Source organism: Wolbachia endosymbiont of Armadillidium arcangelii, assembly GCF_040207875.1.
GTDB lineage: Bacteria > Pseudomonadota > Alphaproteobacteria > Rickettsiales > Anaplasmataceae > Wolbachia.
In genome coordinates this window covers 996,237-1,012,974 of sequence record NZ_CP157942.1, presented here as the reverse complement: position 1 = coordinate 1,012,974, position 16,738 = coordinate 996,237, and the positions used below count along the sequence as shown (strand labels likewise).

The 16,738-nt window shown below is 35.3% G+C and carries 12 protein-coding genes and 3 pseudogenes; 7 read left to right on the top strand and 8 right to left on the bottom strand.

The window, feature by feature from the left end:
• Positions 1-10: 10 nt before the first annotated feature.
• Both ABLO99_RS05070 and ABLO99_RS05065 read right to left on the bottom strand, forming a co-directional pair.
• Positions 11-1,218, bottom strand: a pseudogene (locus ABLO99_RS05070) (DNA modification methylase).
• A 109-nt stretch (positions 1,219-1,327) separates the two neighbouring features.
• Positions 1,328-1,783, bottom strand: coding sequence for a Holliday junction resolvase (locus ABLO99_RS05065; protein WP_349967020.1), 456 nt, complete (start codon positions 1,781-1,783; stop codon positions 1,328-1,330).
• Between the two features lie 217 nt (positions 1,784-2,000).
• On the opposite strand from ABLO99_RS05065, the gene ABLO99_RS05060 reads away from it, so the two are divergent.
• Entirely contained in the window at positions 2,001-3,233 is a 1,233-nt protein-coding gene (locus ABLO99_RS05060; protein ID WP_264376971.1) for a hypothetical protein, read from the top strand.
• Positions 3,234-3,297: 64 nt separating this feature from the next.
• On the top strand, positions 3,298-4,314 hold the full coding sequence (locus ABLO99_RS05055) for a hypothetical protein (RefSeq protein ID WP_349967019.1): 1,017 nt from the start codon (positions 3,298-3,300) through the stop codon (positions 4,312-4,314).
• A 938-nt stretch (positions 4,315-5,252) separates the two neighbouring features.
• Here ABLO99_RS05055 and ABLO99_RS05050 read toward each other — a convergent pair.
• From ABLO99_RS05050 to ABLO99_RS05025, 6 genes and pseudogenes are all read right to left on the bottom strand, one after another.
• A complete protein-coding gene (locus ABLO99_RS05050; protein ID WP_349967017.1) occupies positions 5,253-7,082 on the bottom strand; it encodes an AAA family ATPase in 1,830 nt (609 codons plus the stop codon).
• Between the two features lie 35 nt (positions 7,083-7,117).
• A complete protein-coding gene (locus tag ABLO99_RS05045; protein WP_349967016.1) occupies positions 7,118-8,293 on the bottom strand; it encodes an AAA family ATPase in 1,176 nt (391 codons plus the stop codon).
• Positions 8,290-8,781 (bottom strand): hypothetical protein, encoded by a 492-nt coding sequence (locus tag ABLO99_RS05040; protein ID WP_349967015.1) that lies wholly within the window; start codon positions 8,779-8,781, stop codon positions 8,290-8,292. Before ABLO99_RS05040 ends, ABLO99_RS05045 begins: the two co-directional genes overlap by 4 nt.
• A 33-nt stretch (positions 8,782-8,814) precedes the next feature.
• Positions 8,815-9,620: pseudogene (locus ABLO99_RS05035) on the bottom strand (AAA family ATPase).
• Between the two features lie 22 nt (positions 9,621-9,642).
• Positions 9,643-10,455 carry an ATP-binding protein gene (locus ABLO99_RS05030; RefSeq protein WP_349967013.1) on the bottom strand — a complete coding sequence of 271 codons (813 nt, stop codon included), beginning with the start codon at positions 10,453-10,455 and terminating at the stop codon, positions 9,643-9,645.
• Between the two features lie 52 nt (positions 10,456-10,507).
• Positions 10,508-10,996, bottom strand: coding sequence for a sigma-70 family RNA polymerase sigma factor (locus tag ABLO99_RS05025; protein WP_230609203.1), 489 nt, complete (start codon positions 10,994-10,996; stop codon positions 10,508-10,510).
• Between the two features lie 253 nt (positions 10,997-11,249).
• Here ABLO99_RS05025 and ABLO99_RS05020 point away from each other — a divergent pair, with 253 nt between their 5' ends.
• From ABLO99_RS05020 to ABLO99_RS05000, 5 genes and pseudogenes are all read left to right on the top strand, one after another.
• The gene (locus tag ABLO99_RS05020; RefSeq protein WP_264690058.1) at positions 11,250-11,933 is read left to right on the top strand and encodes a hypothetical protein; all 684 of its coding nucleotides are present in this window, start codon (positions 11,250-11,252) and stop codon (positions 11,931-11,933) included.
• A 6-nt stretch (positions 11,934-11,939) separates the two neighbouring features.
• A pseudogene (locus tag ABLO99_RS05015) lies at positions 11,940-13,872 on the top strand (DUF4815 domain-containing protein).
• A 4-nt stretch (positions 13,873-13,876) separates the two neighbouring features.
• Positions 13,877-15,061: a hypothetical protein gene (locus ABLO99_RS05010; RefSeq protein WP_349968479.1), complete on the top strand. Its 1,185-nt coding sequence runs from the start codon at positions 13,877-13,879 to the stop codon at positions 15,059-15,061.
• Positions 15,061-15,255, top strand: coding sequence for a hypothetical protein (locus tag ABLO99_RS05005; RefSeq protein ID WP_114517444.1), 195 nt, complete (start codon positions 15,061-15,063; stop codon positions 15,253-15,255). Before ABLO99_RS05010 ends, ABLO99_RS05005 begins: the two co-directional genes overlap by 1 nt.
• A complete protein-coding gene (locus tag ABLO99_RS05000; protein WP_349967011.1) occupies positions 15,252-16,733 on the top strand; it encodes a hypothetical protein in 1,482 nt (493 codons plus the stop codon). Before ABLO99_RS05005 ends, ABLO99_RS05000 begins: the two co-directional genes overlap by 4 nt.
• Positions 16,734-16,738 lie beyond the last annotated feature (5 nt).

Here is a 16,738-nt window from a genome sequence, read left to right as displayed (position 1 = left end):
TTGCTCCTTTTTACGAATTTTCTTCTTGAATTTCCGCAAAAGTTTTACCAGTACTGGCTAAAAGGGCATCTCTTCCGGTATATATTTGCCAACGTTTTATGGTTACATCTACAAATTTAGCTCTATTGTCCTGCAAATTCTTTCTGTTCTCTCACATGCAATCAGTGTACTTCCAGAACCGCTAAATGGATCAAGTACTATGTCTCCTGGTCTGCTGCTGTTTACTATTGCTCTCTCCATTAGCTCTACTGGCTTCATCATTGGATGTAGTGTATTGTGTGTTGGCTTATCATAAAACCACAGATCGCTTTGATTTCTACCGCCATGCCACTCACGTTTATTACCGCTTTTCCAACCGTAGAGCATTGCTTCGTATTGTCTTTGATAATCTGATCTGCCTAGCGTAAAGTGATTCTTTGCCCAAATGATAAATGTTGACCATTTTCCTCCTGCCTCCTCAAATGCTTTTTGCAACGTTGAAAACTCTGATGATGATATGCAGATGTAAATTGCTCCCTTCGTATATGCTAAAATATTGGAACAGATGTCGTAGAGAAAAAGTTCGTACTTTTCACCTTGATTATCATTTAATATTTTTTTATCTTCTCTCTCCTGACTGCTACCATAATCAACATTATATGGAGGATCACACACAGTAATATCTGCCATTTTATCATCTAACAGCGCTTTATATGATTCAACTACAGAGCTATCACCACAATAGATTCGATGATCACCTAAAATCCAAAGATCACCTGGTTTTGTTACTTTTTTGTCATCAATAGCTAAGTCAGAAAGATCTTCTTTTTCACTATCTAAATCATCAAGGAAATGTTGAACTTTTTCTAATTCAAATCCTGTCATTTTAAGATCAAACTGTAAATCTTCTAACTCTTGAATTTCTACTTTCAAAAGCTCATCATCCCACTTTGCCCAATTAGCTGATTGATTTGCCAGTAATCGAAAAGCTTTAGTTTGTGGTTCGTTTAAATTATCACTTAAAACCACTGGAATACTCTCCATACCAAGTTTTCTTGCTGCTTTAAGTCTTAAATGACCATCAACCACAGTGCCATCGCTTTTTGCAACTATTGGAATACGAAAGCCAAATTCTCGAATAGAAGCACACATTCTGTTGACCACATTGTCATTTTTACGTGGATTACGATCATATTCAACTAGGTTTTCAACAGGATAGTAGTGGATTGCTAAATTCATATAATTGCTATACTAATTAAAAAGTTAATATTTAAAATATGTCTGACGCTAAAGAAGGTCTGGGGTCTGACCCACCAAACCCGCCAGTATGGCCGAAAGGACCCACTTTTTATGGATTTTTCGTCTTATTAATATCTTTACTAACATAGAACATTAATGCCAAAGCATCCGCCTCATTATCATCTCGAGGTGAAAAACTTTTTTCACGTATCACTTCAATAACTTCACTCTTACTTGCATTGCCTTTGCCTGCTATAAAGCGTTTGATAGTTTTAACATTAACACCTTGGTAGGGAATATTGTTCTCTTCACACCAAGCAGACAGAACTGCGAGAAAACCGCCATAGCAATGCGCTGCATCAGTTCCTAGATGTCTTCTCACTTCCTCAAAATACACTGCAGAAATGTCTTTCAAAGAATTGAGCCAATTACGAAAATTCAAGAAGCACATGCCACCTCCGCTAAAACGGCTACCATGAAAACTTTTGCTTCCACTTTCAATTACTCCATTGGTTAGAATTGCCCAGCCTGTTTGTTTGCCAAGGTCCAGTGTTAGGGTTGACATTTATATTCAGAATTTGTTTTGCTAGAGTGCTATATAATATATATTCAGGATTTGAAAAATTTTTGTCCAAAAAATCTTCTTCTTAAGCAAACTTTTTAGAAAAAACTTGGTTAAAAATCAGTAAACAGCCCTTGCATAATTATTGGTCAAGACTTTCAGATTTCTATCTTAACTATTTAAATAGTCTATTATGTTATTGTGGTGTGGTTAGTTTCTTATGAACATTTATCCAAATCGTAAATTTTGGGAAGATGATTTAGAAGTCCCTGTTAACCATTTGCTTGATCGTTTTCACAATACAAAAATACGTCAGTCTTGGATAGATTCACTTTCTGGTAAGCAATTAAATATTATTTTTCAAAACTCCTTTAAAGATAAATTAAATGCTCAACTCTTTGATGATGAAAGTTACGATAATACATCTGTACAATACAAACGTAAAGTGATTGCTAATTATTCCGATTCTCTCGTTACTTACTACTTGATTACCTGTTTTGACCGTGCAAAACTAGAAGTTACTGTCAGTGAAATTGCAAGATCTGCATTAACTACGGAACTCATGAAATCCTACCTTGTAAAAAATAATAATAAATATGATAAAAAGTCTTTGCTGTTTCTACTGTTTCATGCAGATTACAATCTTTTAAAGTCTGTCTATCACTTTGAAAAAATACAAAGAAAGAGTTTCATGTCTTTTGCCTTACAAAAAATACCAAGACGACCAAGTACTCCATTTAAGGACTTTATCTCAGAGGAAATCATACAACAAATACTGAAAGAAGATAACATTAAGAGAAATGACAGTTTCGAGAATCAACTACAAGGTTTCTTCTATCATCAGAATCGTTTATATGTGTTAATACGCAAAGCTAGCGATATAGATTTGTTGTTAAATTCAAACAAAGTTATTCATGGCCATAAGGCAGAGTGGATGATTTTGGATTTTCTACTAAATGGCACTCAGGTAGATCTTGGTGCTAGAAATATTGATCAAGCTATAGAAATAGCAAATAGCATTGCAAGTTGTTACTTTGGCTGCGAATGTATTTTTGTAGATGTGCAGGATAAAAACTTCGCGGAACAGGTGCATAAATTTATAGAAACTTGTATTAATGAATCTGATTCAAATATTCGTGTTTTTGAGTTAAAGTTTCAGTCAAATCGTTTCAATTACAGCTATACTAATATCACTTTGACTGTCGCTCCATATGATCCTATTGCACCGGAATTGCATGTTTTAAAGCCATTTGTAGGAAACATAGTGCCACTTATAGAGTCGATTAAAGTAATATTTCAAGGCAAAAAGATAGGCTTATTTTTCAAGAGAAGTGATGAGTACATAGCAATTTACTACTCTGAACATCCTCTGAATAAAAGGGAAAGAGAGGATTTTAAAGCATACATAAAACAATTTTATGGTCTTACAATCTTGCCAAGAGCAAATCTCTGATCTTCTTAATTCTGGCAGCTCTTGGGTTAATCCAAATCAAAATTACATCAAAGCAGCAAGGTATTTGTCAGATCTTGAATTAATTCAGATGCAAGAGAGGTCTTACATTATCTGCTCTCGTAGACAAGATAAATTAGATTGGCCAAATATAGTTGATCCATACTGTAACAATGAGATTTTCATTGATGAGGACTTTAACGAAGCATGCGATAATATAATTTGTGAAAATTGCAACCGTGATATTTTGCCTAATACCTACAAGAAGCAAAGATTTCACCGCTTATCTGTATATTTTAACCCAGAGAAATTTATGAATTGGTTTGAAGGTCAGCTAAGTGATACAAATTTTATGTGGCAAAAAGTGGAAAGTGGAGTTTATCATGTTGGTGGACAAGGTCAATTTGTAAATCTCATTGTTCTTGATTTTTGCACCAATCCAACATTCTTAACGATAGATAAGCTTAAAGCTAATCCAACTGTATTAATAATACTGAGAAAAAATCCATCAAACATACCTCTTGATTTGCCCATAGTAAAAATGGTTGACCTTTTCTTTCAGCATAAGACTTTAATTGAAGTATTCCAAGAAGCAGCACAAAGAGGAGTACTAGAGTTCATACCAAATACTTCAATGCAAATCTTACATACTGCACTTAATCTAATTGAACCTTCTAAAGAGAAAGAATTACTAAAGTTGCAATTGATAGAGGGCTCACTTTACGTAAACAATATAGAGATTCTAAATAAGAAAGCTGTAGCATGTATGAAGGTTTTTCGCATATTATTTGAACAATTTTTGAATGATTGTAAAAAAGAATTACCTCCTGAAAAACACATGTTGCTTAGCATAACTGAAATAGAAAAGCGCCTAAATCTTGATCCAGAAGCAGATCCAGAACATCACATCAGAAAACCACTAAACACAATCCAAAGAACAATAAAAACCACCTTAGCTAAAAAATTAGGACTAAACATCGAACGTAATGATGTGATTCAAACAGTTGGTTGGCCTGGATCATCGCGTAGAGATTATGGTTACCGTATTAACCCTTTTACTTTGGTTATAAAAGCAACTCGTTAAGTTTTAGAGATACTAAATAACCAATTAAACGCCATAAGTTACGTAAAATATCGACTATACAAATCTGTCATACATTAAAAAAATTTCTTTACAACTAAAGTAAAACGTGATAAAATCAACATATGGTCTTTCTTATAAGTTAAGACATGGTGTTAATCGGCTTTTAAGGGCTGTTATAAGCGTTCTTTAGGTCAAGGTGGTATTAATTGTACCCTGAAGTTGTAGGATGACTTTAAAACGCAATTACGGGCCATTTGTTTTTTCTGAGCGTTTTCTTTCGTTTCTTTTATCAGATAACTTTGAAAGAGAGCTTTCCATAGCTTATTATTGTAAGTAAAAGAGAAACGAACAGAGTAGTATGTTTTAAAGTCATACTACTATATTATTATATAATAATAGGAGTTATTCTGAAAACTGAGAGTTGAACAAAACCCTCTATATTCCTGAACTTTTTCCCTATTGCTCAGTCTGCAGCTATAAAATTCAACAATCCCTCTAAGTTGTTGAAAATCTCGCATTTCTTTCATCCTTACTAAATTCAGTCTGCATAGACTAAGCAAATTCTGAAGACAAACTGAGCAAATCCGAAGACTGAAATAACTCATATTTTCTATTTTAATTTTATTAATCGCAGATGCTATGATGAACCCAAGTATTCGGATTTTCAACTGGTAAAATGCTACCATTCTCCGTTGATTTATAGTCGGTTGGTAAGACCTTTTCATAAATTGTCACTTCTTTATTCAGTTGGTGATCAAATACCTTACTTTTCTTTTCCATGCCTGCAACACAAAGTACTCCATATCTAGTTCTTGCTCCATTTTTACCTTCTCTGTTAAATTTTATATAGCCTTTTGTAGCTAAAGTATCAATACGTTCACGGATCGAATGTTGACTACCAAGACCTGCTTTATTCTCAAATGCCTGACAGAACGAATTTATTGTATATAGACGTCCCTTCCGTATAAATTAATTGTAGAATACCTACGCGAACGTTCTGCATCTAACCTTTGGCCATAATCTTTGTTCACAAGTCTTTGCGATTCATAATCAACTACGTACCAGTTATTGTTAATCTTATCAATGTATTTTGATGCAATAGCGTGGCCATTACGTAACTCAAAGATTAGTTGACGTTTACTTTGTTGTTCATCTGGTCTGTGCATAATTATTCCTGTAGTATAAAATCCCCTTAAACTGCTTGCACCGCTAAAACTTTGAAATGGGTCTTCTTCCAATGATTTCTTTTGCATCTTCTTTGTGTGGTGTACTAAAATAACTCCTGCATCTTGATTAGCCAGCTTTCTCAATTTACCAACCCTTTCTTGTAGAAAGAATAACATAGCATTGTTGTCATTTTCACTACTATTCTCGCCGGCATCAAAAATATTGCGTAGTGGATCTATTGCTATTATATCAACTGCATTCGAGCCAAATGAACTTTCTATTTTATCTACAATAATCTCTATACTATCATCATTTAGAAGTAACTCCACTTGTGGTGTAATAACTAAGTTATATCCAGCAATTTCAAGAAGTTCTTCATTTAGTTTAATTTGCTGAAGACGTTCACGCATATAGTGATAGCCAATTTCAGTTTGTAAGTAAAAGATTTTCAAAGGTCTTGTGGGCATCATGTTCAAAAATGGAATTCCTCCTGCCATGTGTAATAACCAAGAAATAAGAAAATCACTTTTTCCAACCTTAGGTGCACCTGCAAACACCAATAGTCCTCCTGGAGTTAAAATTCTTGGAACTATTATGTCTTTCGGCATTGGTGATTTATCGTTTAAATACTTTATTACTGGAATTGCTGAAAGTGAAATGCAACGTCCTGCTTTTTGAACTTTCGAGAATTCCTCGGTAGTTGATAGTTTTTTCACATATGGAACTTGAAGAATTAAAGATAAGAATTTTTCAACATTTATACCTTCTTTCACGCAATCAGCAGCGTCCCAACCCTTTGGTTTATCTTTAGGTATTTCCAAAATGCAAAGTTCTTCAACTCCAAGACAAGTAAGTTTCATAGCAGATTTTTCAGCGTATTTCTTACCTGCTTCATCATTATCTGGCCATATAATAATGTGTTTACCTTTAAGTGGAGTCCAATCTGTTTTTTCAATAGGTGCATTTGCTCCAGACATTGCAGTTGTGGCAGTAACACCTTGCTCTATGAGAGCATTTGCACACTTTTCCCCTTCTACAAGAATAATTTTATCGGACTTTAAAATACCTGGAATATTATATAGCGGCCTTATCTCTGGTACACTAAAGGTGGATTTTTTGATATCAAAAGGAAGATATCTCTTTCCACTATCATCATCATAACGATATACTCTAACAATAGCTTGGCCGTTTTCATCGTAATAATCCCAATATGCAGTTGGATTACCTGCAGTTTTGTCAGTTTTGATCTTTTTAAAATGACCAAGCCATTCAGCTATAGAGTCGATTACTTCAGTAAACTCTGTTCTAGTACTTTTTCTATGCACTTCTGCCCAAAGATCAATTATATCTCCACCTTCTTTTGTTGCAAAATCGTGCCATAGTCCAGCTTCACTACCACTTAATTCTACTACTAGACTTTTTCCTTTATCGCCTTGTACATTGCCTACATAAAACTTATCACCACGAAAAGTTCCTCTTGGTAATAGATATGAAAGGCATGATCTGATATTTAACAAAAGCTGAGCTTTAAGCTGTTCTTTTTCTACTAACGATGCATTTTTTCGTGAAGCTGCAGTATTAAAATTGCAATAGATATCCATAAAATCTCCAATATATTTAAAGTTTAGAAATTTGGTTAAGCTGTAGCTATCCAGCGTCCGTTAACCATATTTATGAATTTTGTTGGTATTGGTTTGCCATTTTTAAGTTCGTACATCAATTGCAGAGTATTCCTTTCTGGCCTAAATATCATTACTCCAGATGTATATAAACTTCTTAAAACATTAGCACCACTCAATGCTTGAAATGGATTCTTTTTTAACGTGGTTGTTGACACTTTTTTGGTGTAATGTGTAACTATTACTCCAGCCATAGGATTAGTGATAGAGCGTAGTTCATTAATACTATTTTGCAGAAAAGAGATCATACTCCTATAATCAAAAAGAGAGTCTATCACTATAAGATCAACTGTTTTTACATCAAGATTTTCCGACATAATTTCTTTTATTTTTTCCACATTCAAAGTTAACTGTACTTTTTTAGTAATAACTAAGTTTTCTGTTCCTTCATCAAGAATTTTCTTGCTGATTCTTAGCTTCTGTAAGCGCTCTCTTATGTAATCATATTCCATTTCATCCTGTAGATAGAATATCTTAAGTGGCCTTGCAGGCTTCATACCAAGAAATGATACTCCAGCAGCTAAATGTACCAACATGGAAAGTAGAAAATTACTCTTTCCTATTTTAGGAGTTCCACCTATAACCAAAAGACCGCCTGGAGTTAGAATTCTTGGGCCTATTATATCTTTTGGCATTGGTGATTTATCATTCAAGTAATGCCTTGCTGAAAACGATGTAATTTTATGTTCTGTTGTGTTTTCTTTAGTATTTAACCACCTCTTAGCGGAATTTATATCACCTTTAACTAAAGTCCAAAGATCAATAATATCACCACTAATTCCTTTAGTAAAATTACGCCAATTTCCAGCTTCTTTACCCACTATTTTAACCGTAATCATATCCCCGTCACAGTTGCCAACATAAGTCCTCTCTCGATAAAAATTACCGTTTGGAATTAGGTAAGGTACACACTTCTTAATATTATCAATCAATAATCCTTTTATTTCCTTTCTCTGCATAAAACCCCCATACATACTTTTCATACGTTTAGAGCTGAGATTAGCTAGCTCACAAACAGTTTCAAAAGACTCTGAATCAAACCATTTAATTGCTTCTTTCTTTAGCTCTACTGCTGCATCTTTGATAGCTCTCTCAATTACAGCAATCCAGAGCTTCTCTTCGTCGTACTTCAAAATGGCACCCAATCAACTTCAGGTTGCTCTGGGGTAATAACAGTAGCAATCTTGTTTTTTTCTCCATACCGATCAGCTTCAATACCAACTTTTGCAGTAAACTCTAACCCGTTAAAATCAGCTATAGAGTTGATTTTTCTAGCAACAACTGCTTTTTCTGAAGTGTCATGTGCATGAATGTTCCGTGCTGACTCTAAAATACTTCTAAGCATAGAACGTCCAGATTCTCCCCAAGTATCTTCTCCTTCAACGCTTGCTTTGCCACTTTTAATACCAATTACTTGAAAAATCTTACGTTTTGTATATAGACCTTCAGTGACAGTAAATTCAGCGTTTAAATAGATGCTGCCAGTAGTATAGCTTTTAGTGAACCAATTTTCATAACCTCCTGGTTTAATCGCCATTTTGACTTTTACTGTTGTACCTTTTGGTATCAAATTACTTTGTGATTTTGCAGTATTAAAATCAGTTAAAAAATCTGTTAGCATATTGTTCCCTATAAATTAAGTAAAAAAAAAGAATCAACTCCATTGGTCTACAAGTTTCCAACGACCATCTATCTTATCGACAAGCTTACTTGCCACACGTTCACCATTACGCAGTTCAAATACTATCTGACGTACAGTACTTTCTTCATCATGAGCAAACATTACCATACCAGTACTATAAAATCCTCTCAAAGAACCAGCTCCGCTCAAACCCTGAAATGGATCTTCTTCTAGCATCTTTTTGGAAAGTTTTTTTGTATGGTGGGTGAGTATTATGCCAGAATCTGGATTAATAATATTTCTCAATCTCTCAAGTGTTTTTTGCAAGAAGAATAACATAGCGCTATTGTCGTTTTCATTGCCATATTCACTTGAGTTAAAAATGTTACGAAGAGGATCAATCGCAATAATATCAGGCTTAAAACGTTCTTTGACAGTATTTTTAATTTCATCTATTTCTTCACTGCTGAAAGATAATTGTACTCTTGGCGTGATAATTAAGTTACTGGCAGCTATGTCCAAAAGCTCTTTATCCAGTTGAAGTTGTTGTAACCGTTCTTTCATATATTCATATTCAATTTCAGTTTGCATGTAGAAAATTTTCAAAGGTCTATTTGGTGTCATACCAAGAAATGATCTACCAGCAGCCATGTGGACAAGCCAAGAGATCAAAAGTCACTCTTGCCAATTTTAGGTGGGCCAACCAATACTAATAGACCTCTTTTTGTCAGAATCCTTGGTGAGATTATATCTTCTGGTATAGGCGATTGATCATTCAAGTATTCTTTCACACTGAAAAAGGGAATTTTTTGACCGATATTGAAAAAGCTTTGTTCCATATTACTCCTTTTAAAATTAAATTTAGGCAACAGAAGCCAAGGTTTTGGCTTTAATTTTCGCAAGTAATTTACCTAAATGCGGTTCTTCAACCATATCAAGGCAGCCACTTCGATCTTTAGCAGGGTATCCCCAAGTATTAATAGTCTGACAGACAAATGAACGTTTCTCTGTACCATCATCTTTCTTGATTCCAACCATGCTGATTACCTCATCAACTATCCCTGGAATCTCACTAGCAGTTTTAGCTCCTTCACATTGAGGTAGCCAAGTTGGACGATTGCAGTCATCGAGATATTGACCTAATGTGCCAACTATGATGATGTCTTTATCTCTGATATGTTGAAACTGATTGAGCCAAGCCATCATCTCTTGAGCAAGCAACCCATAAGCAGCTCTTTTATCTTCTTTTCCTGATCTATCGGAAAAAGCTTCAGGTTGCATCCTTGCCCATAATAGACATAAACGTGAAGCAACGGTTATACTATCCACAAAGATGCATCGGTATTTAGACACTTCAGAAAGAAGATCTTTGTGCTTGCTACAGACATGCTCATAGTGTTTCTGACTATACGCCTGATCAGATTTTAGTGCAGGGTTCGGACCACCAATTAGGCAGGCAATATCCCGAGCTTGATTCCAAGTACGAACACTAATTGAATCTCCCTGCCAATCTTGAACAGCAAGCAGACCTGCTTCAAAGTCAAGACATAGTGTTGGTTCACTTATAGTCTTTAAGAGGCTGGTTTTACCAATACCGTAAGGACCAAAAATTACTACTTTTATGCCTGTAGTTGTTTTCAATCTTTCATTATTGTTTAAAATTTTAAAAGTCATTTATTCACCTCAATGGTATATGTTATATATTCAGGAAAGGTAGAATTTATGTTCAATTTTTCTTTTTGCCCTTGTAGTAGATGGAAGAGAGTTTTATACGTATTTTTCTTACCATAGTATTTAAAGTAGTTCTTGATATGTTGTTCATCTTAGCAACTTCATATAAGTTAAAGTACTTGAGTTGCTCGCATATCTTTTGCATCTTTCTTGGTAGCGTTGAAATCATGTAATCTACATCAGTACGTTTCGCTACTTCATCTTCAAAAGCTTCTGTTTTCTCAATATTGACATAGTTATTAATATTGCGCTTCATACATAGTTGTTTCTCCAATAAGTTATTGGCACGACGTTCAGTTAATCTTGCTACAAAAGTGTTAAAGCTACCTTTACTTTCGTCATATCTATCAAGATAAGTCCAAATTTCACAGAAAAGTTCTTGCTCAAGATCTTCATGAGTTTCATGAGCAAAGCATTCAAAAAGTTTTAATCTCTTAGCTTGATACCGTATATTTTGAACAACTATGGCAGTTTTTAGTTTCATAACTTTTCCCTAAAACAATTAATGCTTTAAGGATGAGAAACTATAGGTGCACTTTGTAGGACAGGAGCAAAAATAAATAATACAGATGCAATTTTTAACCTATTGATATTCTATTGTTTTTTTTTCGAGAATAATACAGTTCGATTTTTAAATAATACTGCAACAAAAAATTAGGCAAAAATTCATTTTTTTTTGGACAAAAATTTTCCAAATCCTGAATATATATTATATAAGCCTTTCAAACTCATCATAGGTGTCAATTCTTACACAATCAGGAAGAGCAGCAATAGCAGCCAGCATAAAAGAACAATCTCTACATCTTGCTTGGGGCAGTGGTGATGCCAATTGGGAAAGTAGTCATCAAGTCGAAAAAGTTTTTGTTGAGGATGAAATAGCTCTAGATCACCATACTATTAAAGATGTAAGGGTTTTTACAGGACAAACAACTTATCAGCCAAGTATAGATTATATAGTTGATAGCAGTAGTGGTGTAATAAAACGTACGGAAAATAGCTCTATCACGGCAAATAGTGCAGTTACTATAGAGTATACTGAAAGCACACCACCAGAGCTGATAACTTCTGAAAAACTGCTCAATGAGCTTGGTAGACGTACTGCAGATGAAGTTCTTTTTTGCACAGGTGATGAGAATGGAGAGCTTTTGACTCCAACAGGGAGGTTTAGGTCCTCAAATGTACCAACCAATAATTTATACCTTAAATTTACTTTCGATTTCACGGACGCAGCAAATCAAGTGATAAGGGAATTAGGGGTTATGGTTGGTACTAAAATAAAAGAAGGATTACCTGAAGGACAGAGATATTTTGAACCACAAGATATAGAAGATCCTGGAATTTTATTGGTCCTTGAGCATACAGTGCCGCTTATCAGAACTGCTGCCACCCGGGAAACTTTTTCATTTGTTGTAACCTTTTAGAATAAAATGACTTTAAACGCCTATTATAACCGCTTTAATCCTGACAAAGAGTACGAAAAGTTTGTTCCTTGCAGGAAGAGGTCTACAGTCTGCAGAATTAAATGAGACTCAGGAGTATGCTCTTTCTAAGCTTAAAGGCATAGGTGATGCAATATTTCGTGATGGTGATGTTATAACGGGAAGCAATTGTATTATAGATGCAAAAACTGGTAAAGCTACACTTGAGGGAGGAAAAATCTATCTGCGCGGTGCAGTTAGAAAAGTTGAAAAAGAAGAATTTGTTATTCCACTGAGTACCACAGTTCGCATAGGTGTTTATTATGTAGAATCTACGATTACAGAACTTGAGGATGAAAACCTTCGTGATCCTGCTGTTGGTACAAGAAACTATCAGGAAGTAGGAGCTGCAAGGCTTAAAGTTTCCACCATTTGGGGTTATCAAGCAGAAGGTCTTTCTCCACGTTTTTCTGAAGGAGAGTTTTATCCAATCTATAACATTGAAAATGGAGTATTAATAGAACATTCACCACCTCCACAAGCAAACATAGTAACTACTGCTCTTGCTAGTTATGACAAAGAAGCAAATGGTTCCTACGTCGTAAATGGTCTTGAAGTAATGTTCCTGCAAAAGGAAGAGGGAGAAGGAGGAAAAAAAATATTTGTGATTAATGAGGGCAAAGCTCATGTTGATGGCTATGAGATTGAACTTCCTCACAGTATTCGTGTTTCTTTTGATGAAGATCCGGATATAAAATCAGTTGAATCAGAACCACATACTTTTCAGCCAAATAGCCAAAGAGTAATGGAACTGAAGGTTAATGATTTTCCAATAAGTGAAATTAAAAAAGTAGATATAACTGTTCAAAAAACCATTACCATTACTCATGGTTCATATTCAGGAGCTGTTGATCCGATACCTGACTCTGCAGTACTTGAGATTATTCAAGTTAAACAAGGCAATGTTATTTATGAAAATAGTATAGATTACAAACTAAACGCAGGAAACGTTGATTGGTCATTACCTGGTAAAGAACCAGCTCCTGGAAGTAGTTACCTGATAACCTATCGCTGCCGCACTCATATAAGCCCTGAAGATATAAGCGAAGAGGGATGTAAAGTAAAAGGAGCAGTTGATAACAGCTTGGTTCTGATTGATTACACCTGGAAAATGCCACGCTATGATTTAATTACTATCGATAGCAAAGGAGCAGTAAGGAGAATAAAAGGTATAGCTCACCCTTGGCGACCATCAATGCCTAAAGCACCTAGCGGACAACTTTTGCTCTGCTACATTCATCAGACATGGAAAAACGGAGAAAAAGAAGGGGTAAAAATAGTGAATAATGCTATTCATGCTGTACCGATGAATGAGCTTGAAGCAATGAAAAAAGGAATAAATGATCTTTATGCGCTGGTTGCAGAGGAACGTCTACGCAGTGATGCAAATTCAAGAGAACCTACCACCAAAAAAGGAGTATTTGTTGATTCATTCTTTGATGATGATATGCGCGATCAAGGAATTTCGCAGTCTGCAGCGATAGTAAACAAGGAATTAATTTTACCGATAGAAGTAGAAATTATTGATGTTGAAAGAGGTAAAGAACCTTATTTATTGCCGTATGAACTTGAGCCAGTGCTTGAGCAGCTTTTACAGACTAAAGGAGAAAAGATTAATCCATATCAAGCTTTTGACCCAGTACCGGTTCAAATTACTCTAAATAAAAACATTGATCACTGGACGGAGGTTACCACGAATTGGAAAAGTCCAATAACCAGGGTATTTAATGTTAAAGAAACAACAGAATTGCTGTCAAGTACTTCATACGAAGCTGAATTTATGAGAGAAGCAGTACAGAATTTTGAAATTGAAGGTTTTGAGCCAAGTGAGAAGCTTAAGGAGGTGAAGTTCGATGGTATCGTCATTCAGCCTACTGCATAAAAACATGCTCACAGCTAACAATCAGGGAAAATTACAGGGAAAGGTGAAAGTACCAGCAAATATTCCAGCAGGTACTAAATTAGTACAATTTTATGGGGATAAAGGAAGCTATGGAGAGACAACTTATACTGGTAAAAAAACTATTACCATAGAAGAGAGAAGAAGAGTTATCGCAGCAAGAAGAATTGACCCTTTAGCCCAAACATTTACTTTAAATGAGAGCAGACACATAGGAGGTGTAGAGATATGGTTCACAAATAGCGGCAAAAAACGTGTTGTTGTGCAGATTAGAGCAATAGCAGTGGGAATGCCCTCGCAGACTGTCATTGCTGAAAGCTATATTGAGCCAAAAGATATAAAGATAGATGGCACAGCAACACGTATCACTTGGTCACCAGTGTTTTGCCATGCAGGAGAGGAGTATGCAATAGTTTTGCTAACCGATGATGCAGATACAGCAGTAAAAATAGCAGAGCTTGGCAAATATGATGTAGTAAATAGCCGTTGGGTAACAAGCCAGCCATATCAAGTAGGAGTATTACTATCATCAAGTAATGCAAGTACCTGGACTCCGCATCAAAATTTAGATTTAACGTTTCGACTACTAGCTGCAAAATTTAGTGAAAATTCTTATGTTATTGATCTTGGGAAAGTTACTGTAAACAACGTATCAGATTTAATAGTTTTAACAAATGTTGAAAAAGTAGCATTTGATACCAATGTAGAATTTATCTTAACAGATGAAGAGGGAAAAGAAAACTTTCTGTCTGATAATTTACCACTCGCACTGCGTGAAAGATTATCTGGAGAGCTAACGGTAAAAGCAAGCCTAAAAGGAGGGCGAGAAAAAAGTCCTGTTCTCTATCCTGGGTTACAGCTAGTTCTAGGTAATCTTTCAGAGTCCGGAGATTATGTAACGAAAAGCATTACAGCAGGAGCTAACACCAAGATCACCATAACATATGATGCGCTAATACCTGGCACTGCAGATGTTAAAGCATATGTACAAAAAAACGTGGATTGGCAATTAGTAAATTTAACATCAGGAAAACCAATTGGAGAAAATTTGGTAGAGAGAACTCATGTGCTGACAAACTTTAATGGCAATGAGACTAGGGTAAAATTAGTTTTAAGTGGAACAGTTGTTTATCGCCCTAAGGTAAAAAATCTCAGAGTGATTGTCACATAATGACTGTTGACCAAACCAAACGAGGATATCCACTGCCTCATCCAGAAAATATTGCAGTTCAAGATGTGGTACGTATTCGAAGAGCTATAGAAAAAATAGATGAAGATATTACCGAAAGAGAAGATGAGCATAATCAACTAAAAAATAATTTTAAACGATTTAGATTTGAAACTTTTTTGAATTTTTGGGAATGAAAGAAGCAATATACCAAAGGATAAAGGATTTAGCAGCAAACAGCACACCTGATCAACTGGCATATCTTGCAAAATCACTGGAATTGATAGCAGATAAAAAAGCTATTGCTGACATTGTGCAGATGACTGAGGTAAAAGAGATAATTGATGTACTACAAAAGAGGCTTAAGGATTTAGCAGAAAACAGTACACCAGATCAGCTTGCATATCTTGCTAAGGCATTGGAATCAATAGTAGATAAGAGTGCAGTGTCTGAAATTGTGCAGATGACAGATGGAAAGTTGAAAGAACTTCTAAACTCCGCAAGATCACATTTGAATGACATAAATACCAATAAGGAAAATTCAATATCGGCAATTACTGAAGCAAAAACAGAATCTGTAAGTGAAATAAATACTCTAAAAACTAAAACCTTGAATACTTTAAAAGCATCATCAGATTCACATATATCGCTACTTGATACGAGAAAGAATGCCAACATTGCAGCAATAAATAGTGTTGGCAATGATCATAAAGATGGTCTAAAAGGTTTAGTGAATAACTTCCGCACTGTTAATGATGTGCCAAGTGGTTCATCGATTATGAGGGAGATCAGGAGCAGAGAACCAACCAAGCTTAACTCCATAAATGATGTACCAAGTGGCTCATCAATCATGAAAGAAGTAAGAAATCGTCATATGATTGAACCTGGAGCATTACCTTTTTTATTTGGTGTACTAAGTAGAAAAAATAATTACTTTGGCCGCGGAACTTTTACAACTGAGCTTGGTCAGTGGAGTAGTGATGTAACAAAAACAGACTATATGCTACAACTACTAGCAGGTACTCACACATATGATACAAGCTATGTTAGTTTTTATCGGCCAAGACAACTCAGTTTTTTAGAGGGAAGCAAAGGTACATTTATCTATGGAGAATCATACCCAAGATTTATGTATGATGGATTTTCTGAGCAATTCAATATGCTGAAATACCCTTATGCTGCACTGGGAGTAATATTCGTAAAAAACACAAGCAATGTAGATATAAGTAAAACTCTAAACTTTGTTGGATCTGCAATGTGGTATAAAGATGAAGTTAATTATGGAGGAGCAGGATTATTTATAGGTACACCTGATAAAACTAATACAAGGAAGTCAGAGATTTCGAGAATTACTTGGACACGTATTTACCAGCATGAAATTAACAGTCCTGAATTTATTGCATCAGGTAACATAATCATTCCAGCAGGAAAAACCGTTACAGTGTTACTTTATACGTCATCTAATCTTCACTCAGAAGGTGAAAGAGTTGGTGAGACACCTGAGTTCTTTGCAAGTGAGCACACGTATAGCACAATCTATGGTCAATTTATTCAGTGGGGAATATATAATTTTCGCAGCAATTTTCTCACCAAAGGGCTTGAGGTGGACGTAGAGAGAACGCTAAGGGCTTGGCAATGTCCAGGATTATCTAAAACCTATGAGCTCTGGAGGTAACAAAC